Source organism: Actinophytocola algeriensis, from assembly GCF_014203735.1.
Taxonomy (GTDB): domain Bacteria; phylum Actinomycetota; class Actinomycetes; order Mycobacteriales; family Pseudonocardiaceae; genus Actinophytocola; species Actinophytocola algeriensis.
Genome location: NZ_JACHJQ010000006.1, coordinates 201,173 through 225,596, shown reverse-complemented (window position 1 = coordinate 225,596; position 24,424 = coordinate 201,173). Strand labels below are relative to the sequence as shown.

Sequence of the window (24,424 nt, the reverse complement as noted above, 5' to 3'; positions counted from 1 at the left end):
CGAGGAGACCGCAGTGGCGGACGAAGAGAAGTACCTGGCCTACCTCAAAAGAGCGACGGCCGAGCTGCGTGAGGCCCGCCGCCGCCTGACCGAGTTCGAGGACAAGGCGCGCGAGCCGATCGCGATCGTCGGCATGGGCTGCCGGTTCCCGGGTGGCGTGTCCACTCCGGACGAACTGTGGGAGCTCGTGTCGGCAGGCCGGTCGGGGATCACGGAGTTCCCGGCCGACCGCGGCTGGGACACCGACGGGCTGTACGACCCGGACCCCGAGGCGGCAGGCAAGACCTACACCCGTCACGGTGGGTTCCTGCACGACGCGGGGGAGTTCGACGCGGAGTTCTTCGGGATCAGCCCGCGCGAGGCGCTGACCATGGACCCGCAGCAGCGGTTGCTGCTGGAGACGTCCTGGGAGGCGCTCGAGCGCGGTGGTGTGGACCCGGTCGCGTTGCGCGGCAGCAAGACCGGTGTGTTCGTTGGTGTGATGTGCCACGACTACATCCCGTCGCTGGCCGAGCTGCCCGAGGGCACGGAAGGCTTCTGGGGCACCGGCACGGCCGCGAGCGTCGCGTCCGGCCGGATCGCCTACCTGCTCGGGCTCGAAGGGCCCGCGGTCACGCTGGACACGGCGTGCTCGTCGTCGCTCGTGGCGCTGCACCTCGCGGTGCAGGCGTTGCGCGCGGGCGAGTGCGACCTGGCGCTGGCCGGTGGCGCGACCGTGATGGCGAAGCCGGACACGTTCGTCGAGTTCTCCCGCCAGGGCGGGCTGTCCTCGGACGGGACGTGCAAGTCGTTCGCCGACGCCGCCGACGGCACCGGCTGGGGCGAGGGCGCCGCGGTGCTCGCGGTGGAGCGGCTGTCGGACGCGGTCCGGCTGGGCCACCCGGTGCTGGCCGTGGTGCGCGGGTCGGCGGTGAACCAGGACGGCGCGTCGAACGGCCTGACCGCACCGAACGGGCCGTCGCAGCGGCGTGTGATCACGCAGGCGCTGGCCGCCGCCGGGCTGTCGGCGTCCGAAGTGGACACGGTCGAGGCGCACGGCACGGGCACCCGGTTGGGTGACCCGATCGAGGCGCAGGCACTGCTCGCGACCTACGGCCAGGGCAGGTCCTCGGACCGTCCGCTGTGGCTGGGGTCGGTCAAGTCGAACCTCGGGCACACGCAGGCGGCGGCCGGCGCGGCCGGGGTGATGAAGCTCGTGCTGGCCATGCGGGCCGGTGAGCTGCCGCCGACGCTGAACGTCGACGAGCCCAGCTCGCGCGTCGACTGGGACTCCGGTGCGGTCCGGTTGCTGACGTCGGCGCGGCCGTGGCCGGCCGGGGACCAGCCGCGGCGGGCCGGGGTCTCGTCGTTCGGGATCAGCGGCACGAACGCGCACGTCGTCATCGAGGAGGCGCCCGCCGCCGCGGTGACCGAGGCCGCCGACGTGCCGCCGGTGGTGCCGTGGGTGCTGTCGGCGAAGACCCCCGACGCGTTGCGGGACCAGGTCACCCGGTTGTCCGAAGTGGACGCGTCACCGCTGGACGTCGGGTTCTCCCTGGCGACGACCAGGGCCCGGTTCGACCACCGCGCGGTGGTCGTGGACGGGGCCGAGGTCGCGTCCGGGTCCGTGGTGACCGGACGGCTGGCGTTCCTGTTCACCGGGCAAGGCGCGCAGCGGGCGGGCATGGGGCAACGACTGTACGAGGCGTTCCCCGTGTTCGCGGCCGCGTTCGACGAGGTGTTGTCGCACTTCGACGAGGGGCTTCGCGCGGTTGTCGTCTCGGGCACGGGGCTGGACGAGACCGGGAACACGCAGCCCGCGTTGTTCGCGTTCGAGGTGGCGCTGTTCCGGTTGCTGGAGTCGTGGGGTGTGCGGCCGGACTTCCTTGCTGGGCATTCGATCGGTGAGCTCGCCGCCGCGCACGTCGCCGGAGTGTGGTCGCTCGAGGACGCGTGCAAGGTGGTCGCCGCGCGTGGCCGGTTGATGCAGGCGCTGCCGCGTGGCGGCGCGATGATCGCCATTCAGGCCACCGAGGACGAGGTCACCCCGCATCTGACGGACGCGGTGGGTATCGCGGCGATCAACGGGCCGCGGTCGGTCGTGATCTCGGGTGATGACGAGGCGGCTGCGGCGATCGCGGCGCGGTTCGCGGATCGGAAGACGAAGCGGCTGTCGGTGTCGCACGCGTTCCACTCGCCGTTGATGGATCCGATGCTGGACGAGTTCCGTGCGGTCGCGGAGAGCGTGACGTACCACGAGCCGAGGATCCCGATCGTCGGCGCGGAGCCGACGGACCCCGGGTACTGGGTGCGGCACGTGCGTGGGACGGTCCGGTTCGCCGAGAACGTGGCCGCATTGACTGCGCAGGGTGTGACCACGTTCGTCGAGGTCGGCCCTGATGCTGTGTTGAGCGCCACGGGTCTCGACGGCACGTTCGTCCCGGCCCTGCGCAAGGACCGCGACGAGGCGCACACCGTCGTCGCCGCTGTCGGCACGGCCTGGACGCGCGGTGTCGACGTCGACTGGACCGCGTTGCTGCCGGGCGGCAAGCAGGTCGAGCTGCCCACCTACGCCTTCCAGCACAAGAACTACTGGCTCATCCCCGCGACGACGGGCGATGTCGGCTCCGCCGGGCTCAACCCCGCCCGGCACCCGCTCCTCGGTGCCGTCATCACCCTCGCCAACGGCGACGGCATCGCCATGACCGGCCGCCTGTCGCGGCACTCGCACGCGTGGCTCGCCGACCACGCGGTCCGCGGCACCGTGCTCGTGCCCGGGACGGCGTTCGTCGAGCTGGCGCTGCGGGCCGGGCTCGAGGCCGGGTGCGAGCACCTCGACGACCTCACCACGGAAAGCCCGCTGCTGCTGCCGGAACAGGGCGCGGTGCGGCTGCACGTGATCGTGTCGCCCGCCGACGACACCGGCCGCCGCGCGGTCTCCATCCACTCGCAGCCCGACGAAGACACCGGCGAGGACAGCGAGTGGACCCGGCACGCCACCGGCACCCTCTCGGCCACCCCGGTCGCGGTCGCGCCGCCGGCCACCGCGTGGCCGCCCGCGGGTGCGGAACCCGTTGACCTGTCGGCGTTCTACGAGACCATGGCCGCTTCCGGCTACGACTACGGCCCGGTGTTCCAGGGGCTCCGCGCCGCGTGGCGGGCCGGCGACCAGGTGTTCGCCGAGGTCGAACTGCCCGAGCAGGCCCGGGGTGACGCCGGCCGGTTCGGTGTGCACCCGGCGCTGCTCGACGCGGCACTGCACGCGATCGCGCTCGGCGACTTCGTCGACGGCGAGGGCACGCTGCCGTTCAGCTGGACCGACGTGTCGCTGACCGCGACCGGCGCCACCACCGCACGTGTCCACATCGGACCAGCCGGGCGGGACACCGTCTCGCTGACCGTGCTCGACGGCACCGGCGCGCCGGTCGCGACCATCGGGTCGCTGCTGCTGCGCCCGGTGTCCGCGGAACAGCTCACGGGTGGCCAGAACTCCCTGTACGGGCTCGACTGGGTCCGCGTCGCGGGTGTGCGTGCCGCCGAGGACCTGCCGCCGGTCGCGGTCGCACCGGCCGGGGTCACGCCGCTCGAGGCCGCGACCTGGGCACTCGCCGCGATCCAGGAGACCGACGACCGGCTGGTGCTGGTCACGCGCGGTGCGGTCGACCCCGAAGGTGCCGTCACGGACGTGGCCGCCGCCGCGGTGTGGGGGCTCGTGCGGGCCGCGCAGCTGGAGTACCCGGGCCGGTTCACGCTGGCGGATGTGGACGATGATGCCTCCGTCGCGCTCGCGGTGGGCGCCGGTGAGCCGCAGGCGATCGTCCGCGGCGGCGAGGTGTTCGTGCCCCGGCTGTCCCGGATCGCGAGCGCACCGGGTGCGGTCGACCCGTCCGGCACCGTGCTCATCACCGGTGGCACCGGTGGGCTGGGCAGGCTGCTCGCCCGTCACCTCGTGGTGGCACACGGTGTCCGGAAGCTCGTGCTGGCCAGCCGCCGCGGTACCGCGCCCGAGCTGGCCGAGGAACTCACCGACCTGGGCGCCACCGTCACCGTCGCCGCGTGCGACGTCGCCGACCGCGACGCGCTCACCGCGCTGCTGGCCGGGATCCCGGACCTGACGGGTGTCGTGCACGCGGCCGGTGTGCTCGACGACGGTGTGCTCGACACGCTGACCCCGGACCGCATCGCGACGGTGTTGCGTGCCAAGGTCGACGCCGCGGTCAACCTGCACGAACTCACCTCGGACCTGTCGCTGTTCGCGCTGTTCTCCTCCGCTGCCGGGGTGTTCGGCAGCGCGGGACAGGCGAACTACGCCGCCGCCAACGCCGTGCTCGACGCGCTCGCGCAGCAGCGCCGTGCCGCCGGACTGCCCGCCGTGTCCCTGGCCTGGGGCATGTGGGACAGCGGGATGCGCGACCAGCTCGACGCCACCGACCTGGCCCGGCTCTCCCGCGCCGGCTTCGGCACGCTGTCCACTGAGGACGGACTCGGGCTGTTCGACGCGGCCATCGCGGCCGACCGGGCACTCACCGTGCCGGTCAAGCTGGACCTGGCCGGGCTGCGCAAGTCCGGCACCGACGTGCCTCCGCTGCTGCGCGGCCTCGTCCGGGCACCGGCCCGCCGCGCCGCCGCGGCAGCGGGTGGCGGTGACGGCCTCGCCGGCCGCCTCGCCCGGCTTGGTGAGCCCGAACAGCGGGCGCTGCTGCTCGACCTCGTGCGCGAGCACGTGGCCGCGGTACTCGGTCACAGCTCACCCGACGCCGTCACCGGCGCGCAGGCGTTCAAGGAGCTCGGTTTCGACTCGCTCACCGCGGTCGAACTGCGCAACCGCCTCAACACCGCCACCGGGCTGCGGCTCCCCGCCACGCTCGTCTTCGACTACCCGAGCCCCCTTGCCGTCGTCGACCACCTCCGCGCCGAGCTGGCCCCGGCAGGCGGGCCCCTCGCCGCCGCGATGTCACCGGCGACCACACCCGCCGCGGTCGTCACCGACGAGCCGATCGCCATCGTCGGCATGGGCTGCCGGTTCCCCGGCGGCGTGTCCACACCGGACGACCTGTGGGACCTCGTCGCCACCGGCCGGTCCGGGGTGTCCGAGTTCCCGACCGACCGCGGCTGGGACCTCGCGAACCTGTTCGACCCCGACCCGGACGCGCTGGGCAGGACCTACGCCCGGCACGGCGGTTTCGTCGACCGGCCCGACCTGTTCGACGCGGAGTTCTTCGGCATCAGCCGGCGCGAGGCGCTCGCCATGGACCCGCAGCAACGCCTGCTGCTCGAAACCACCTGGGAGGCGCTCGAGCGCGCCGGGATCGACCCGCACACGCTGCGCGGCAGCCGGACCGGCGTGTTCACCGGCCTCATGTACCGCGACTACGCGCCGACCCTGAGCGGATTACCGGACGGCGTGGAAGGCTTCTGGGGCACCGGCATCGCCGCGTCCGTCGCATCAGGACGGATCTCCTACACCCTCGGCCTCGAAGGCCCAGCGGTCACGCTCGACACCGCGTGCTCGTCGTCGCTCGTCGCCATGCACCTGGCCGCACAGGCACTGCGCTCGGGTGAGTGCTCACTCGCGCTCGCCGGTGGCGTCACGGTCATGGCGAGCCCCGACACGTTCGTCGAGTTCTCCCGCCAGCGCGGCCTCGCCGCCGACGGCCGCTGCAAGGCGTTCGGCGACGGCGCCGACGGCACGGTGTGGGGCGAGGGCGCGGGCATCCTCGTGCTGGAGCGGCTGTCCGACGCGCGCCGCAACGGGCACCCCGTGCTCGCGGTGGTGCGCGGGTCGGCCGTGAACCAGGACGGCGCGTCGAACGGCCTGACGGCACCGAACGGGCCGTCGCAGCAGCGGGTCATCACGCAGGCGCTCGCGCAGGCCGGGCTCGGCACGTCCGATGTCGACGTCGTCGAGGCACACGGCACCGGCACCGCGCTCGGCGACCCGATCGAGGCGCAGGCCCTGATCGCCACGTACGGCCGCGAACGCGAGCGGCCGCTGTGGCTCGGGTCCATCAAGTCGAACATCGGCCACACGCAGGCCGCGGCTGGTGCCGCCAGCGTGATCAAGATGGTCATGGCGTTGCGGCACGGGCAGCTGCCCGCGACCCTGCACGTCGACGAGCCGACCCACCAGGTCGACTGGACGGCGGGTGCGGTCCAGCTGCTCGGCGAGGCCGTGCCGTGGGAGGCGAACGGGCACCCGCGCCGTGCGGGCATCTCGTCGTTCGGCATCAGCGGCACCAACGCGCACATCGTCATCGAGGAGCCACCGGCCGAGGAGCCGGTGTCCCGCGCCGAACTGCCCTCGGTGCCGTGGGTCCTGTCGGCGAAGACGTCGGACGCGTTGCGGGACCAGGTCACCCGGTTGTCCGAGGTGGACGCGTCACCACTGGACGTCGGGTTCTCGCTCGCCACGACCCGGGCCCGGTTCGACCACCGCGCGCTGCTGGTCGACGGCACCGAAGTCGCCACCGGCACGGCCGGTGGGCGGCTGGCGTTCCTGTTCACGGGCCAGGGTGCGCAGCGGGCGGGCATGGGGCAACGGCTGTACGAGGCGTTCCCCGTGTTCGCGGCCGCGTTCGACGAGGTGCTGTCGCACCTCGACCCGGGTTTGCGTGAGGTCGTCGCGACCGGTGACGGGCTGGACGAGACCGGGAACACGCAGCCCGCGTTGTTCGCGTTCGAGGTGGCGCTGTTCCGGTTGCTGGAGTCGTGGGGTGTGCGGCCGGACTTCCTCGCCGGGCATTCGATCGGTGAGCTGGCCGCCGCGCACGTCGCCGGGGTGCTGTCGCTCGCCGACGCCACCCGCCTGGTCACCGCGCGCGGACAGCTGATGCAGGCCCTTCCACGTGGCGGCGCGATGATCGCGATCCAGGCCACGGAGAAGGAGGTCACCCCACACCTCACGGACGCGGTCGGCATCGCGGCGATCAACGGACCGCGGTCGGTCGTGATCTCGGGTGACGACGAGGCCGCTGCGGCCATCGCGGCGCGGTTCACCGACCGCAAGACCAAGCGGCTGACGGTGTCGCACGCGTTCCACTCGCCGTTGATGGACCCGATGCTGGACGAGTTCCGTGCGGTCGCGGAGAGCGTGACCTACCACGAGCCGACCATCCCGATCGTCGGCGCGGACGTCACCGACCCGGAGTACTGGGTGCGGCACGTCCGCGGCACGGTCCGGTTCGCCGACAACGTGGCGACCATGACCGAGCAGGGTGTGACCACGTTCGTCGAGGTCGGTCCCGATGCGGTGCTCAGCGCCACGGGTCTCGACGGCACGTTCGTCCCTGCCGTGCGCAAGGATCGCGACGAGGCGCACGCCGTCATCACCGCCGTCGGCACCGCCTGGACACACGGCGCCGACGTGGACTGGGCCGCGCTGTTCGGCGGCGGCAACCACGTCGACCTGCCGACCTACCCGTTCCAGCGCGACTCCTACTGGCTGCGCCCCACTGCGGGCAACGTCCTCGCCGCCGGGATCGACCCGGCCGGACACCCGCTGCTCGGTGCCGCCGTCCCGCTCGCCGACGGTGACGGCCTCGTCCTCACCGGCCGGCTCTCCACCCAGTCGCACCCGTGGCTGGCCGACCACGCCGTCATGGGCACCGTGCTCGTCCCCGGCACCGCACTCGTCGAGCTGGCGCTGCAGGCCGGTGACCGCGTCGGCTGCGACCTCGTCGAGGAACTCACGCTGCAGGCACCGCTGGTCCTGCCCGACGGCGGCGCGGTCGTCATCCAGGTGACGGTCGACGCCGACCGGACCGTGGCGATCCACTCCCGCCCCGACGGCGGGGACTGGACCCAGCACGCCACCGGCACCCTCGGCACCGGTGCACCCACCTCCACCGCGGACCTGACCGCCTGGCCGCCTGCCGGGGCGGACGCCGTGTCCATCACGGACGTCTACGACAAGGCCGCCGAACTGGGCCTCGAGTACGGGCCGGTCTTCCAGGGCCTGCAGTCGGTGTGGCGGCGCGGCACCGAGGTGTTCGCCGAGGTCGCGCTCGCCGACGAACAGCACGCCGACGCCGCCAAGTTCGGCGTACACCCGGCACTGCTGGACGCGGCACTCCACGCTCTGTTCGCGGGGAGCACGGCACAACAGGCCCGCCTGCCCTTCGGCTGGCACACCGTCAGCCTCGCCGCGCGCGGCGCGACACAGCTCCGCATCCGGATCGCACCGGCGGGCGACGACGCGATCAGCATCGACGCCGCCGACAGCACCGGCACGCCGGTCGCGTCCGTAGGCAGGCTGTCCCTGCTGCCGGTGACCCCGGACCAGATCCGCGTGCGCCGCCCGAGGTTCGGCGTCGACTGGACCCCGGTGTCGCTGTCCACAGTGGAGGACGTGACGGTGGCCGCCCAGCCGGTCGCCACCGCACACGAGGCACTCGCCGCGATCCAGTCCTGGCTCGCCGACGGACACCCGGAGAACGCGCGGCTCGTCCTCGTCACCACCGGCGCGGTCGGCGTCACGGCCGACGAACGCATCGGGCACCTCGACGCGGCCGCCGTGTGGGGCCTCGTCCGGTCCGCCCAGTCCGAGCACCCGGACCGGTTCGTGCTCCTCGACGACGACGGATCCGGCGACGACAGCCTCGCCGCCACCGTCGCCGCGTCCGGGGAGACCCAGATCGCCGTCCGCGACGGGCGGACCTACGCACCCCGCCTGGTCCGCGTGCAGGACACCGCGGCGCCGGTCACGCTCGACGGCACCGTCCTGATCACCGGCGGCACCGGCGGCCTGGGTGCGCTGCTGGCCCGCCACCTCGTCACCGACCACGGCGTCCGGCACCTGGTGCTGGTGAGCCGACGCGGCACGAAAGCGAGCGGCGCCAAGGAACTGGCGGCCGAGCTGACCGGCCTGGGCGCCGAGGTCCGCGTCGCCGCGTGTGACGTGACCAAGCGCCAGTCCGTCGCCAGGCTGCTGAAGTCCGTCCCAAACCTCGTCGGTGTCGTGCACGCGGCCGGGGTCCTCGACGACGGGATCGTCACCGCGCTCACGCCGGAACGGCTCGACGCGGTACTGGCACCCAAGGTCGAGGCGGCCCGCCACCTCCACGAGCTGACCACCGAATCGGCGCAGGACCTGTCCCTCTTCGCGGTGTTCTCCTCGGCGGCCGGCGTCTTCGGCACCCCGGGGCAGGCCAACTACGCGGCCGCCAACAGCGCACTCGACGCGCTCGCCCACGACCGGCGCGCCGCCGGACTGCCCGCGGTGTCGATGGCGTGGGGCCTGTGGGACTCCGCCAGCGACATGACCGGCGAGCTGAGCGACACCGACCGCGCCCGCCTGTCCCGGGACGGCTTCGGTGCACTGTCCACTGAGGATGGCTTGGCGCTGTTCGACGCGGCCGTCACCGGTCGTGCGCTGGAGGTGCTGATCGACCTCGACCCGGCCGCGGTCGCCAAGGCCGTCGGCACGGTCCCGCCGATCCTGCGTGCACTCGTCCGCACAGCATCGAGCAGGGGGGCCCGTCGTGCGGGCGGACCCACCGGCGAACTCGTGCGACGCCTCGCCGGGCTTGCCGAGGACGAGCAGCGGGCGATCCTCCTCGACACGGTACGCGGGCACGTCGCCGGTGTGCTGGCGCACGGTGCGCCCGAGTCGATCGCACCGGCGCAGGCGTTCAAGGAGCTGGGTTTCGACTCGCTCACCTCCGTCGAGCTGCGCAACCGGCTCAACTCCGCCACCGGACTGCGCCTGCCCGCGACGCTGGTGTTCGACCACCCGAACCCGGACAAGCTCGTCGACCACCTGCTGGCCGAACTGGCAGGCGGCACCACCACCTCGGTCGTCACCGCGACGGCTACGGTGTCGGACGAGCCGATCGCGATCGTCGGCATGGGCTGCCGCCTGCCCGGCGGCATCACGTCGCCGGACGAACTGTGGGACCTCGTCGCGGGTGGCCGGTCCGGGATCTCCGACTTCCCCGCCGACCGCGGCTGGGACCTCGCGAAGCTGTACGACCCCGACCCGGAGTCGTCCGGCACCTCGTACGTGCGCCGCGGCGGTTTCCTGCACGACGCCGCCGAGTTCGACGCCGAGTTCTTCGGCATCAGCCCCCGCGAAGCACTCGCCATGGACCCGCAGCAGCGGCTCCTCCTCGAAACCTCGTGGGAGGCGCTCGAACGCGCGGGCATCGACCCGCTGTCGTTGCGCGGCAGCCGGACCGGCGTGTTCGCCGGCATGATGGCGCAGGACTACGGCCGCGGTGTCGACGCGGGCCAGGCGGGGGTCGAGGGCTTCCTCGTCACCGGCATCGCCGGCAGTGTCCTGTGCGGACGGCTGTCGTACGTGCTCGGGCTGGAGGGCCCGTCGGTCACGATCGACACCGCGTGCTCGTCGTCGCTGGTGGCGCTGCACATGGCGGTCCAGTCGCTGCGGAACGGGGAGTGCGACCTCGCGCTCGCCGGTGGCGTCACCGTCATGACCGGACCGGAGACGTTCGTCGAGTTCTCCCGGCAGCGCGGCCTCGCCGTGGACGGCGAGATCAAGGCGTTCGCCGGTGCCGCCGACGGCACCGCCTGGGGCGAGGGCGCCGGCGTGCTCGCCGTCGAGCGCCTGTCCGACGCGCAGCGCAACGGGCACTCCGTGCTCGCCGTGATCCGCGGGTCCGCGGTGAACCAGGACGGCGCGTCCAACGGGCTGACCGCGCCGAACGGGCCGTCGCAGCAGCGGGTCATCGGTGCCGCGCTCGCCGCCGCCGGGCTCACCGTGTCCGATGTGGACGCGGTCGAGGCGCACGGCACCGGCACGCCGCTCGGCGACCCGATCGAGGCGCAGGCCCTGATGGCCACGTACGGCCGGGACCGCGAGCAGCCGCTGTGGCTCGGTTCGGTCAAGTCGAACCTCGGCCACACGCAGGCCGCGGCCGGTGCGGCAGGCGTGATCAAGATGGTGCTGGCGCTCCAGCACGGCGAGCTGCCGCCGACGCTGCACGTGGACGAGCCGTCGCCCGAGGTCGACTGGGACGCGGGCAACGTGCGGCTGCTCACGGAAACCCGGCCGTGGCAGGCGAACGGCCACCCGCGCCGTGCCGGCATCTCGTCGTTCGGCATCGGTGGCACGAACTCGCACGTCATCATCGAGGAGCCACCCGCGACGGCCGAGGCGCCACGCGCGGAACTGCCGGTCGTGCCCTGGCTGGTGTCCGCGAAGACCGGGGAGGCGCTGCGCGACCAGGTCGCCCGGCTGTCCGATGTGGACGGCAGCTCGCTCGACGTCGGTTACACGCTCGCCACCACCCGCGCCCGGTTCGACCACCGCGCGGTGCTGGTCGACGGCGAGGAGGTCGCCACCGGTACGGTCGGTGGGCGGCTCGCGTTCCTGTTCACGGGTCAGGGCGCGCAGCGGATCGCGATGGGACAGCGGCTGTACCGGGAGTTCCCGGTGTTCGCGGCCGCGTTCGACGAGGTCTGCGCGCACTTCGACCCTCGGCTACGAGAGGTGATCTCCTCCGGTGATGGGTTGGATGAGACCGGGCACACGCAGCCGGCGCTCTTCGCGGTCGAGGTGGCGCTGGCTCGGCTACTCGCGTCGTGGGGTGTTCGGCCGGATGTGGTCGCCGGGCACTCGATCGGCGAGCTGGCGGCCGCGCACGTCGCGGGTGTCTGGTCGCTGGCGGACGCGGCTGCCGTCGTATCGGCACGAGGACGACTGATGCAGGCCCTCCCGCCAGGCGGCGCGATGATCGCGCTCCAGGCGACGGAGGGGGAAGTGGCGCCGCTGCTCACCGAAGGCGTCGGCATCGCCGCGGTCAACGGGCCGAACGCCGTCGTGATCTCCGGCGAGGAGCGCGCGGTCGAGGCGGTCGCCGCGCGGTTCGCCAAGACCAAGCGGCTCGCGGTGTCGCACGCGTTCCACTCGCCGCTGATGGACCCGATGCTGGACGAGTTCCGCGCGGTCGTCTCGGCGGTCACCTACCACGAGCCCGAGATCCCGATCGTGGGTGCCGACCCGACCGACCCGGAGTACTGGGTCGAGCACGTGCGCGGCACGGTCCGGTTCGCCGACAACGTCGCGGCCCTCGCCGAGCGGGGCGTCACGACGTTCGTCGAGCTGGGACCCGACGGCGTGCTCACCGCCATGGGCCAGAACGTGGTGCCGGACGGCGTGTTCGTCCCGACGCTGCGCAAGGACCGCGACGAGGTCCAGACCCTCGGCGTCGCGCTCGGCACGATCGCCGTGCACACCGACGCGGTCGACTGGGCGGCGTTCTACGCGGACACCGGCGCACAGCCGGTGCCGCTGCCGACCTACGCCTTCCAGCACCGCGCCTACTGGCTGATGCCGGGCACCGGCACCGCCGACGTGTCCGCCGCCGGACTCGGCGCTACCGGGCACCCGCTGCTCGGTGCGGTTGTCGATGTGGCCGGCGAGCCGGGGCTGCTGTTCACCGGCAGGCTGTCCCGGCAGAGCCACCCGTGGCTCGCCGACCACGCCGTCCTCGGCACCGTGGTCGTGCCCGGCACGGCACTGGTCGAGATGGCACTGCACGCGGCGGGGCGCGCCGGCTGCGACGGCATCGAGGAACTGACCCTGCAGGCGCCGCTGGTGCTGCCGGAGGACGCCGCGGTCGTGGTCCAGGTGTCCGTCGGCGCCGAGACCGACTCCGGGGACCGCGCACTGACCGTCCACTCGCGACCGGAGAGCGGCGGGTCGTGGACGCGGAACGCCACCGGCACCCTCGCCGAGAGTGCGGCGCCGGACGGGGTCGCGCTCACCGAGTGGCCGCCGCCCGGCGCCACCGCGGTGCCCGTCGACGGTGTCTACGACGAGCTGGCCGACCTCGGCCTCGAGTACGGCCCGGTGTTCCAGGGCCTGCAGTCGGTGTGGCGGCGCGGCGGCGAGGTGTTCGCCGAGGTCGCGCTCGACGAGACGCAGGCGGAGCGAGCGGCCCGGTTCGCGGTCCACCCCGCCCTGCTGGACTCCGCGCTGCACGCGCTCGTCGCGGCGGCGACGGGGGAGCGGCGGCTCGCGCTGCCGTTCTCGTGGCACGACATCGCGGTGACCGCGACAGGTCCCGCAGTGCTGCGCGTCAGGATCACCCCGGCCGGCGACGACGCCTACACGATCCACCTCGCCGACCAGACCGGCGCACCGGTCGCGACCGTCGGTTCGCTCGCGGTCCGGCCGATCACCCCGGAGCAGCTGGCCGCGGCGACCCCGTCGTCGGCCGGGCAGCACCTGTTCACGCTGGACTGGGTGCCGGTCGAGGTGGCACCGGTCGAGGAGACCGAGTCGCGCCGCCAGCGCCGCGCCGAGCGCCGGTCGGACCGCCGCTCGGAACACCGCGCGGAACGCCGTGCCGCCCGCGCGGAACGGCGTGCCGCACGCCGAGCGGAGACGGTGCGGTTGCCCGACAACGTGGTGGAGATCGACGTGGCCCCCGGCCCGCTCGCCGACGCCGCGCGCGACACCGCGCACCAGGCACTCGAGCTGGTCCGGGAATGGCTGTCCGACAACGAACCCGAGCCGCTCGTGCTGGTCACGACCGGTGCGGTCGCGGTCGGCGGCGAGAGCCCGGACCCGGCGGCGGCCACGGTGTGGGGCCTGGTGCGCACCGCGCAGTCCGAACACCCGGACCGGTTCGTGCTGGTCGACACCGACGACCGCCCCGAGTCGCGCGACGTGCTCCCGGCCGCCGTCGCCAGTGGCGAGACGCAGCTGGCGATCCGCGCCGGCAAGGTGTTCGTGCCCAGGCTGGTCCGGGCCACCCCGGCCGCGCCCGGCGCGCCTGCCGCGTTCGAGGGCACGGTGCTGATCACCGGTGGTACCAGCGGTCTTGGTGCGCTGGTCGCCCGCCACCTCGTCACCGAACGCGGGGTCACGAGCCTGCTGCTGGTCAGCAGGCGCGGCCAGGACGCGGCCGGCGTCGAGGAGCTGACGTCGGAGCTGACGGACCTCGGCGCGACCGTGACCGTCGTCGCGTGCGACGTGACCGACCGGTCCGCGCTGGCCAGGGTGCTCGACGCGCATCCGGTGACCGGAGTCGTCCACTCCGCGGGTGTCCTCGACGACGGCACCATCGACACCCTCACGCCCGAGCGGATCGACCGGGTCATGCGCCCGAAGGTCGACGCGGCGGTCAACCTGCACGAGCTGGCCGGTGACGTGCGCATGTTCGTGCTGTTCTCGTCGGTCGCGGGAGTGCTGGGCGGCCCTGGCCAGGCGAACTACGCGGCCGCGAACGCGGCGCTGGACGCACTGGCGCAGCAGCGGCGTGCACAGGGTCTGCCCGCGCAGTCGCTGGCGTGGGGCCTGTGGGCACAGGCGAGCGACATGACGGGCGAACTGTCCGAGGTGGACCTGGCTCGGCTCAACCGCAACGGTTTCGGCGCACTGTCCGTGGCCGAAGGGTTGGCGCTGTTCGACGCGGCGACCGGTCTGGCCGCTCCCGTGGTGGTGCCGGTCAAGCTGGACCCGGCCGGACTGCGCCGCTCCGGCACGGATCTTCCCCTGTTGCGGGGCCTGGTGCGCGTCCCCACCCGCCGGGCAGGAAAGGCGGACGCGGCCGCGCTGGTGCACCGCCTGGGTGGACTGCCGGTGGAGGAGCGACTGCCCGCGGTGCTGGAGTTGGTGCGCACACAGGTCGCAACCGTGCTGGCGCACGCGTCACCCTCGGCGATCACCCCTGGCCAGGCGTTCAAGGAACTGGGCTTCGACTCACTCACCGCGGTGGAGCTGCGCAACCGCATCAACGCGGCAACGGGCCTGTCCCTGTCGGCGACGCTGGTGTTCGACTACCCGAACCCGGAGGCCTTGGCCGGGTACGTACTGGCGGCACTGCTACCGGACCCGTCCGCGGCGACCCCGGACGTCGACGAGGACGCCCTGCGGCGCACCCTCGCGTCGGTCCCGGTGGCCCGCTTCCGGGAGGCGGGGATCCTCGAGGCACTGCTGAACCTGGTGTCCACCGCGGAGGAGCCCAAGCAACAGCCGGAGCCCGCGGAGGACCTGGACAGTCTCGACGTGGACGACCTCGTCAAGCGCGCACTGGCAGGCCGGTCAGCGCAGCGGAAGGCGTCGTGAGTGTTAGCGGCTGATTAGGGCCCCCTGCGAGCCTCCGGGCATGAGACGAATCCGGAAGCTCGCCGCCATCGTGGCCGGTGCGGTGCTCACGACGCTCTTCGTCGTGCCTGCCGCACCGGCCACGGCCGCGCCGTGGGGCTGTCAGTTCAGCACGCCGTACCTCCACTACAAGACGGCCATCACCAACACCGCCGCCTACCTGAACCCCGCCCAGTGGGCCGCCCGCTACTGGCAGGAGACCAACACGCCGATCACGCTCAGCCCGGTGACGACCGGGGCGAACATCGTGATCGCCGACGGCTACCTCCCCTCCGCCGACGGCTACGACGGGATGATCAGGACCCCGGCCGGCCAGATGGAGAACTGCACGTACAACCACAACTGGACCACGGGGATGTACGTCTGGTGGAACCGGACCTACACCGACTACTACACCGGCGAGAAGAAGCTCTCCGTGATGGTCCACGAGCTCGGTCACGCACTCGGCCTCGGCCACGAGTCGTTCACGTCGTGCAACTACGTGAGCATCATGGAGCCGAAAACGGCCAAGCGCTACGACGACTGCCGTAAGTACAAGCCGACGGTCGCCGACGTCGCCTTCATCAACCAGATCTACTAGGGAGGCGGGACCATGGGGTTGCGTCGGATCGCCATCGCGTCGGCGGTGGGTGCCATGTTCCTCGTCGGCGCGTGCGGACAGGCCACTGTGGAGAGCGTGCCGAGTACAGAGCTGCACATGAGCCGGGTCAAGGACTACACGATCGCCGACCTGCGGGCGGAGAGCACGATGGTCGTGCGGGGAACCGCATCGACGTCGCGGGAGGAAGAGGTCGACAAGGTGCCGGTCACCTTCACGCGGCTGCGGTTGGACCAGCACGTCGCGGGCCTGGGGGCGGGCGCGGAGTGGGTGGAGATCGTGCAGCTGGGCGGGAGCGCGGTGTCGTCGCCGGACACGTCGCCGCTGCTGGCGGACGGGGACCGGTACCTGCTGTTCCTCAAGCCGTACACCGCGAGGTCCCGGTCAGCGGTGCCGGCGTTCGTGATCACCGGGGATCAGGGGGTCTTCCGCGAGTCGTCCGGTGGCTACGAGTTCACGGGAGCGCCGAGTGACGAGCTGCCGGCTCGCTTCACCGCGGACAGTCTGGTCGCGCAGGCTCGGCCGTGACGTCATGAAGGGCACCTTCGAGACGGTGAACGTCTCGAAGGTGCCCTTCATGGCATGGGGTGCTTTGTCCTAGCCGGACGGGGCGTCCTCCCCGGAGAGGCAGGCAGCCTCGGGGGTGGTGTATGGGGCTTGCGCCCCACGCGTTGGTGGGCGCAGCCCTAGCCTGCGTTGATCGCCGCGTGTTCCTTTTCCGCGTGGGACTTCAGGTTCAGCAGCTGCTTGCGCATCATGATCATGTCGATCAGGCCCAGTGGGCGGCCGATGACGTTCGGGCCGTGGAAGACGGCTCGGGCGATCAGGCGGGTGCCCGCTCCCTCCGGGCGGACGGCGTACGTCGTGGCGACGCGGTTGCTGCGGATGGTCACGTGGTCGTCCCGTTCGAAGGACGCCAGTGTGAACAGGCGCATGAACTTCTGGCCCACCTCGAGGTCCACCAGATCCGGCGTCCGGACCGGTGGGCTCTTCTTGCCGAAGTTGTCCAAGTAGTCGTAGCTGTACGGCGCGAGACGGATCTGGCACAGCCAGGCCCACATCAGCGCCGGTGGCGCGTCGACGGACACGGCGCGGTCGGCCGCGAGTCCGCCCGGAAAAATTTCGTCACAGGGCAGCTTCGCGGCTCGTTCCTCTGCCGTAGCGCCCCACACCTCTCCCGGAAACATGGCGCGAGTGTCGCATTTTCCGGATATCCTGCGCGCCTGGGTTGCTCGATACTCATGTGGTGTACTACCCCATGATGGGCGAAAAATGCGACACTGTCCGTATCAGTCGTCGCGGAGGAACCGGAGGTGCGTCATGACCGGCGCGAAAAGCTGGTGGCACAGCCCGGCTCGCCATTTCATCCAGCACCTGCTGGAGATGACGGCGGCCATGTTCATCGCCATGGGTGTGCTCGCCATGCCGGTGCGCCTGCTGTGGGAGGCCCTGGGCTGGGACTTCATGATCGAGAACCTGGTCGCGAGGACTCTCGTGATGGCCACGAACATGAGCATCGGCATGGCGCTGTGGATGCGGTTCCGCGGGCACCGCTGGCGGCCCATCCTGGAGATGTGCCTGGCCATGTACGTGCCGTTCGTGATCATGTACCCGTTCTACTTCGCGGGCGTCGCCGGTGTCACCGGTGTCATGGTCGTCGGGCACGTGCTGATGGTGCCCGCCATGGCCGTGGTGATGCTGTTCCGCCTCGACGAGTACACCGTCGACCACCGCAGGCACCGGCGCGCCGCGGCGCGGGAGACCACGGAACTGGCCACGCAGCCAGAGGGCTGATCGTCACCGGACAATGCCCGGCATTCGTGGAATGTCGGGCATTGTCGTGTCCGTGAATGTGTCAGGATGCGATCATGAACCATTAACGTGCGGTATGTGAAGAACTCATATTCGCGCCGCGCGCAAGCTCACGAAAGAGTGACCTGGCGTTGACTCTGCGATATCGGGGCTGGGAGCGTTGGAGTTACCCACTCCCCAACTTTCGTCAGGGGCGCAGCTGTCATGTTCACTGCCATAGGGCGCTTCGCCGCCACCCGTGCCCGCGGGATACTCGTCGTGGCCCTGCTCGGGTTGATCGCGGCGGGCGCGGTGGGGTTCACCGTGTTCGGCAAGCTCAAGCCAGACGGGTTCGCTGACCCCGCGGCCGAGTCGTCGAAGGTGACCGACGCCATCAACGCCGAGTTCGGCGGGCAGGTCGACGTCGTCGCCATGGTGTCCGCCAGGACGGGCACGGTCGACGACGACGCGGTTCTTGCCGACGCCACTGACCTGGCCGACCGGATCGCCGACGATCCCGCCGTGGCCGAGGCGGTGTCGTACTGGGGGACCGGCGCGCCGAGCCTGAAGTCCGAGGACGGCCGGCACGGCATGATCGCCGTCAAACTGGAGGACGAGGACCTCACCGCGGCCGAGGAGTTCCGCGACCGGTTCGTGGACGCGTCGACCGACGCCTACGACGTGTCCCTCGGCGGTCCCGTGATGACCTCCGTCGAAGCCCGCACGCAGGTCGGCAAGGACCTGGCGCTGGCAGAGGCCATCGCGGTGCCGATCATCCTGGTGCTCCTGGTGTTCGCGTTCGGCAGCCTCGTCGCCGCCAGCCTGCCGTTGCTGATCGGTGCCGCCACGGTGTTCGGCACGTTCGCCGCCCTGTCGGGGATCGCGTCGGCCACCGACGTGTCCATCTACTCGATCAACCTGACCACCGCGCTGAGTCTCGGCCTCGCTGTCGACTACGCGTTGCTGATGGTGAGCCGGTTCCGGGAGGAGCTGTCGAGCGGGCGGTCTGTCGAGGACGCCGTGGTGCGGACCGTGCAGACCGCTGGGCGCACGATCGTGTTCAGCGCGTTGACGGTGGCGGTCGCGCTTGCCGTTCTGACCATCTTCCCCTTGTTCTTCCTGCGGTCCTTCGCCTACTCCGGTATCGGGGTCGTGCTCATCGCGATGGTCACGTCGATCGTGGTGCTGCCCGCGCTGTTGAAGGTGCTGGGATACCGGGTCAACGCCGGGAAGCTGTCGTGGTTCAAGAAGACGCCCAGCGCTGTGTCGCCGTTCTGGCGGCGGGTTGCCTCGGTGGTGTCCGCGCGACCGATCCTGTGTGCCCTGCCGGTGATCGCCGTGTTGGTGCTCGGTGCGGCGCCGGTGCTCAAGTCCGAGTTCGGGACGCCGGATGACCGGGTGCTGCCGGAGTCGACGCAGACCCGGACCGTCGGTGACACCCTGCGGTCCGAGTTCCCCGATGACAACAGCCGGGCCATCCAGGTCGTCGTCCAGGACGAGGTGTCCGCGCGGCAGGTCGCCGAGTACGCGGGACGGCTGTCCACGTTGCCCGACGTGGCTCGGGTCGAGTCCAGTGCCGGGATCTTCACCGATGGCGCCGCTCAGGGGGTGCCGCCCACCGCTGCCGCCATGGGGAAGCCGGAGGTGCAGCGGCTCGCGGTGATCACCGAGGACGACGCTCGGTCGGCAGGCGCCCAGGAGCTGGTGCACAACATTCGTGACACCGCGGGGCCCGCGGGTACCGACCCACAGGTCGGTGGTTCCGCTGCGACGTTGGTCGACAGCAAGGAGGCCATCAGCAGCCGGCTTCCGCTCGCTGCGGGCCTGATCGCGTTGTCGACGTTCATCCTGCTGTTCTTGTTCACCGGCAGCGTGTTGCAGCCGATCCGGGCGCTGGTGTTCAACGTGCTCGGCCTGTCCGCGACGATCGGTGTGCTGGTGTTGATCTTCCAGGAAGGGTGGCTGTCCGGGTTCCTCGGCTTCACGCCGATGCCGCTCGACACCAGCATGCTGATGTTGTTCTTCTGCATCGCGTTCGGGTTGTCGATGGACTACGAGGTGTTCGTGCTCAGCCGGATCAAGGAGGGGCATGACCTCGGGCTGGATCGGCGGGCCGCCGTGGTGGACGGGCTCTCGCACACCGGACGCATCGTGTCCACGGCCGCGGTGCTCATCGCGGTGAACTTCTTCGCCTTCGGCACTGGTGGGGTCAGTTTCCTGCAGATGTTCGGGATCGGGGCCGGGCTGGCGATCATGGTGGACGCCACGTTGATCCGCGGGGTGCTTGTGCCCGCCGGGATGCGGTTGCTCGGTCGTGCTGCCTGGTGGGCGCCGAAACCGTTGCGGGCACTGCACAACAAGATCGGTCTGTCCGAGGCCGCGCCACCGGAGCTCCCCCAGCGCGCGGACGTTCAAGTACAGCGCGAGAAGACGCCTGCCCTGGACTGATCCGGTAGTTACCGGCAACTGGCTGCCCGCATACCCCGCGTCCGTAGTCTCGACGCGAGAGGTATGCGGGCAGTTCACATCGACGCGTTTGGGGACGGTATGGCCACGTCTGACGAATTGGTCGAGGCGCTGCGTTCCTCGCTGAAGGAGAACGACGGCCTCCGGCGGGAGAACGCGGAACTTGTCGCCGCCGCGCGCGAGCCGATCGCCATCGTGGGTATGGCTTGCCGGTACCCGGGTGGGATCTCGGACGCGGACTCCTTGTGGGACGCGGTGCGTTCAGGGCGGGACGGGATCTCGCCCCTGCCAGCCGATCGCGGGTGGGACGTCTTCGCCCGGGCGTTCGGGATGTCCGCCGTCCTTTCCGGGTCGGGTGGGTTCCTCGACCGGGCCACGGAGTTCGATGCCGGGTTCTTCGGCGTCAGCCCGCGTGAGGCGACCGCCATGAGCCCGCAGCAACGGGTGCTGCTCGAGACCTCCTGGGCCGCGTTGGAGCACGCTCGTATCGACGCCGACGCTGCTCGTCGTGCCACCACCGGTGTCTTCGCCGGGCTCATGGGTGAGGACTACGGGATTCCCGTCCTCATGTCCGATGAGGACCTCGGCGGCTACATCAGCACCGGCACCACGCCCGCGGTCGCCTCCGGGCGGGTTTCCTACGCGCTCGGGCTCACCGGGCCCTCTCTGACCGTCGACACGGCCTGCTCGTCGTCGCTTGTCGCCGTGCACCTCGCTGCTCAGGCACTGCGGCGCGGGGACTGCACCCTGGCGCTCGCCGGTGGTGTCAGCGTGATGTCCACCCCCAGCTCCTTCAACGAGTTCTCCCGGCAGGGCGGGCTCGCCGAAGGTGGGCGGTGCCGGTCCTTCGCCGCCGGGGCCGACGGGACCGCCTGGGCCGAGGGTGTCGGGGTGCTGGTGCTCGAGCGGCTGTCCGACGCGGAACGCAACGGGCATCGGGTGCTCGCGATCGTCCGCGGGTCGGCCGTCAACCAGGACGGTGCGTCCAACGGGCTCACCGCGCCCAACGGGCCCTCCCAGGAGCGGGTCATCCGGGCCGCGCTCGCCGACGCCGGTCTGTCCACTTCGGACATCGACGCGGTCGAGGCACACGGGACCGGCACCCGCCTCGGGGATCCGATCGAGGCGCAGGCCCTGCTGTCCACCTACGGCCGTGACCGTGAGTCGCCGCTGTGGCTGGGGTCCATCAAGTCGAACTTCGGGCACGCGCAGGCCGCCGCCGGGGTTGCCGGGATCATCAAGGTGGTTCAGGCGCTGCGGCACGGGGTTCTGCCGCGCACCCTCCACGTCGATGAGCCGACCCCCCAGGTCGACTGGTCGGCAGGCACGGTTCGGTTGCTGACCGAGGAACAGCCGTGGCCCGACTCCGGCCGCCCGCGTCGCGCCGCTGTGTCGTCGTTCGGGCTGTCCGGCACCAACAGTCACGTGATCATCGAGGCCGTTCCCGCCGCCGCGCCCGCCGCCACCGGTGACGGGCCCGCGATGCCGTTGGTGCTGTCCGCCAAGTCCCCTGCCGCGCTGCGCGCGCAGGCCGTCGCGTTGCGGGACCACCTCTCCGCGCATCCCGAGCTGTCCGCCGTCGACGTGGGTTTCTCGCTCGCCACCACGCGCACGCACTTCGAGCACCGCGGCTTCGTCACCGGCACCGACCTCGTCACCGCCACCCCGGCGAGTGGGAAGCTCGCGTTCCTGTTCTCCGGGCAAGGGGCGCAGAAGCTGGGCATGGGCCGGGATCTCGCCGCTGCCTTCCCCGCGTTCGGCGCGGCCTTCGACGAGGTGCTCGCCGCGCTCGACCCGCACCTGGACCGCCCGCTGCGCGACGTCCTGTGGGGCGAGGACGAGGACCTGCTCAACCAGACCACCTACACCCAGCCCGGGCTCTTCGCGGTCGAGGTCGCGCTCTACCGGCTGTTCCGGTCCTGGGGTGTCCGGCCCGACTACGTGACCGGGCACTCCATCGGGGAGCTGGCCGCCGCGCACGTCGCCGGTGTTCTGACGCTCGCCGACGCGGCACTGCTCGTCACCACCCGCGCGCGGCTCATGCAGGCGCTGCCCACCGGTGGCGCGATGGTCGCCGTGCAGGCGGGCGAGGACGAGGTGACGGTCACCGGTGACGTCGGCATCGCCGCGGTCAACGGGCCCGGCTCCGTCGTGCTTTCCGGTCCCGAGGAGGAGGTCCTCGCCGTCGCGGCCAGGTTCGCCGACCGGAAGACCAGCAGGCTCGCCGTCAGCCACGCGTTCCACTCGCCGTTGATGACGCCGATGCTCGCGGACTTCGCACGTGTCGCCGCCGCGGTGTCCTACGCCGAGCCTGCGATTCCCGTCGTGTCCACCGTCACCGGCGATGTCGCCGACGTGACCACGCCGGAGTACTGGATCCGCAACGTGGCGCAGACCGTGCGGTTCGCCGACGCGATCACGACCCTCGCGGCCGAGGGGGTCAGCACGTTCGTCGAGCTGGGGCCCGACGCCGTGTTGTCCGCGATGGCCGCCGACAGCGCCACCGGTACCTTCCTCGCCACCCAGCGGCGCAGGCATCCCGGTGACCGGACCGCGGTCGAGGCTCTCGCCGCGCTGCACTGTGAAGGGCGCGCCGTCGACTGGGACGCCTTCTTCGCCCCCTTCGGCGCGTCGGCTGTCGACCTGCCCACCTACGCGTTCGACCGGCAGCGGTACTGGGTCGAGCTCGCCGACTCGGCCACCACCGCCGACTCCTGGCGGTACCAGATCGACTGGGAACGCGTCGACCCGACCGGGACGCTCGACGGCCGCTGGCTCGTGGTCGGCGCCGACGACGCGCTCGCCGCCGGGCTGGCGAAGCACGTCGAGGTCGTGCGGGGCGAGGTCGGGTCGCTCCCCACCGGGGACGTCACCGGCATCGTCTCCCTGCTTCCCGTGACGGACACGGTCACGCTCGTCCAGGAACTCGGCGAACGTGACGTCACCGCGCCGCTGTGGTGCGTGACCGTCAACGCGACCGGCGAGGCACCCGATCCCGAGCAGGCCGCGGTGTGGGGTCTTGGCACGGTCCTCGCGCTCGACCTGCCCGGCCGGTGGGGTGGTCTCGTCGACCTGCCGGACGCCGACGCGGACCTGCTCGTCGCCGCGTTGTCCACACCGGACGAGGACCAGCTCGCCGTGCGCGCCGGCGCGGTGTACGCGCGCCGCATGGTTCCCGCGCCCGCCGGACCGGCCACGCCGTGGCAGCCAAGCGGCACCGTCCTCGTCACCGGTGGTACCGGCGGCATCGGTGCCCACCTCGCCCGGTGGCTCGCCGAGAACGGCGCCGAACACCTCGTGCTCACCAGCCGTCGTGGCGCCGACGCCCCTGGCGCGGCCGAGCTGACCGCCGAACTCACCGCGCTCGGCGTGAACGTCTCGATCGCCGCCTGCGACGTCGCCGACCGGGTCGCGCTGGAAGCGCTCCTCGACGTGTACCCCGTGACGGCCGTGTTCCACGCGGCCAGCGCGCTGCCGGTGCCCGTGCCGATCGGGGAGACCACGATCGAGGACTTCACCGCCACCGGCCGCGCCAAGGTCGACGGCGCCCGCAACCTCGACGAGCTCACCGGTGACCTGGAGGCGTTCGTCCTGTTCTCCTCCGGTGCCGCGGTCTGGGGGAGCGGTCAGCAGGCCGCGTACGGCGCCGCGAACGCCTACGTCGACGCGCTCGCGCGGCGCCGCGTGGCGCAGGGCAAGCCCGCGACCTCCGTCGCCTGGGGTGCCTGGGCGGGCGACACGATGGCCGCCGACGGCGACCTCAGTCGCTACGGACTCGACGCCATGGAACCGAAGCTCGCGCTCGCGGCGCTGGCGCGGGCGATCGGGGAGGGTGACCCGAACCTGGTGGTCGCCGCCATCGACTGGGCCCGGTTCGTACCCACCTACACGCTCGCCCGGCCCCGTCCGCTGCTGCGTGGAGTGCCTGCCGCCGTCGCCGTGCTGGCCGCCGAGAACGCCGTCGAGCCGGACGCCGGGGCCGCGGAGCTGGTGTCCCGGCTGGAAGAGCTGTCCCCGGCCGACCAGGAGCAGGAGCTGGTCGAGCTGGTGCGGGCCCGCGCCGCGGTCGTGTTGCGGCACGACTCCGCCGACGCGGTCGCCCCGCACTCGGCGTTCCGCGAGCTGGGTTTCGACTCGCTCGCCGCGGTCGAGCTGCGCAACCAGCTCGCCGCCGCCACCGGGCTGACCCTGCCGGCCACCATGGTGTTCGACCACCCGAGCCCGGCCGAACTCGCCGCCTTCCTGCACACGCGGCTCGGGCTCGGCGAAGCAGCCGGTGATCCGGTTCTGTCCAGTTTGGACGCACTGGAACGGGTCGTCGCGGAGCTGCCAGCTCACGACATCGAACGCACCAGGATCGTCGCCCGGTTGCAGGCGCTGGTGGGTGCGTTGAACGACAAGGCGAACACCGGGACCGTCACCTCGGTGGAGGACAAGCTCAAGGCTGCCTCCGCCGATGACGTGTTCGCCTTCATCGACGACCTCGGGGTGGCGTGAGCGATGCGGAGCGAGCCATC

The 24,424-nt window shown here is 71.9% G+C and carries 6 protein-coding genes and 1 pseudogene; 6 read left to right on the top strand and 1 reads right to left on the bottom strand.

Annotation, left to right across the window (positions count from 1 at the left end):
- Positions 1-13: 13 nt before the first annotated feature.
- From FHR82_RS28030 to FHR82_RS28020, 3 genes are read left to right on the top strand one after another with little or no spacing between them, the layout of a single operon-like run.
- Positions 14-15,013: a type I polyketide synthase gene (locus FHR82_RS28030; RefSeq protein WP_184813559.1), complete on the top strand. Its 15,000-nt coding sequence runs from the start codon at positions 14-16 to the stop codon at positions 15,011-15,013.
- A 40-nt stretch (positions 15,014-15,053) separates the two neighbouring features.
- Positions 15,054-15,632, top strand: coding sequence for a matrixin family metalloprotease (locus tag FHR82_RS28025; protein ID WP_184813558.1), 579 nt, complete (start codon positions 15,054-15,056; stop codon positions 15,630-15,632).
- Between the two features lie 12 nt (positions 15,633-15,644).
- Positions 15,645-16,178, top strand: a complete 534-nt coding sequence (locus FHR82_RS28020; protein ID WP_184813557.1) for a hypothetical protein — start codon at positions 15,645-15,647, stop codon at positions 16,176-16,178.
- 158 nt (positions 16,179-16,336) lie between these two features.
- Here the strand turns inward: FHR82_RS28020 and FHR82_RS28015 are convergent, their stop codons facing one another.
- Positions 16,337-16,837 carry an SRPBCC family protein gene (locus FHR82_RS28015; RefSeq protein WP_184813556.1) on the bottom strand — a complete coding sequence of 167 codons (501 nt, stop codon included), beginning with the start codon at positions 16,835-16,837 and terminating at the stop codon, positions 16,337-16,339.
- 133 nt (positions 16,838-16,970) lie between these two features.
- Here FHR82_RS28015 and FHR82_RS28010 point away from each other — a divergent pair, with 133 nt between their 5' ends.
- The 3 genes and pseudogenes from FHR82_RS28010 to FHR82_RS28000 all read left to right on the top strand — a co-directional run.
- Positions 16,971-17,444: a hypothetical protein gene (locus FHR82_RS28010; RefSeq protein ID WP_184813555.1), complete on the top strand. Its 474-nt coding sequence runs from the start codon at positions 16,971-16,973 to the stop codon at positions 17,442-17,444.
- 222 nt (positions 17,445-17,666) lie between these two features.
- The gene (locus tag FHR82_RS28005; RefSeq protein ID WP_184813554.1) at positions 17,667-19,889 is read left to right on the top strand and encodes an MMPL family transporter; all 2,223 of its coding nucleotides are present in this window, start codon (positions 17,667-17,669) and stop codon (positions 19,887-19,889) included.
- Between the two features lie 108 nt (positions 19,890-19,997).
- Positions 19,998-24,404, top strand: a pseudogene (locus FHR82_RS28000) (type I polyketide synthase); the annotation flags it as partial.
- Positions 24,405-24,424 lie beyond the last annotated feature (20 nt).

What these genes read in the sequence shown, in the direction of transcription:
- FHR82_RS28025 (WP_184813558.1), top strand. Translation starts at nt 15,054, where the DNA reads ATGAGACGAATCCGGAAGCTCGCCGCCATCGTGGCCGGTGCGGTGCTC.
- FHR82_RS28020 (WP_184813557.1), top strand. Translation starts at nt 15,645, where the DNA reads ATGGGGTTGCGTCGGATCGCCATCGCGTCGGCGGTGGGTGCCATGTTC.
- FHR82_RS28010 (WP_184813555.1), top strand. Translation starts at nt 16,971, where the DNA reads ATGACCGGCGCGAAAAGCTGGTGGCACAGCCCGGCTCGCCATTTCATC.
- FHR82_RS28005 (WP_184813554.1), top strand. Translation starts at nt 17,667, where the DNA reads ATGTTCACTGCCATAGGGCGCTTCGCCGCCACCCGTGCCCGCGGGATA.
- FHR82_RS28015 (WP_184813556.1), bottom strand. Translation starts at nt 16,837, where the DNA reads ATGTTTCCGGGAGAGGTGTGGGGCGCTACGGCAGAGGAACGAGCCGCG.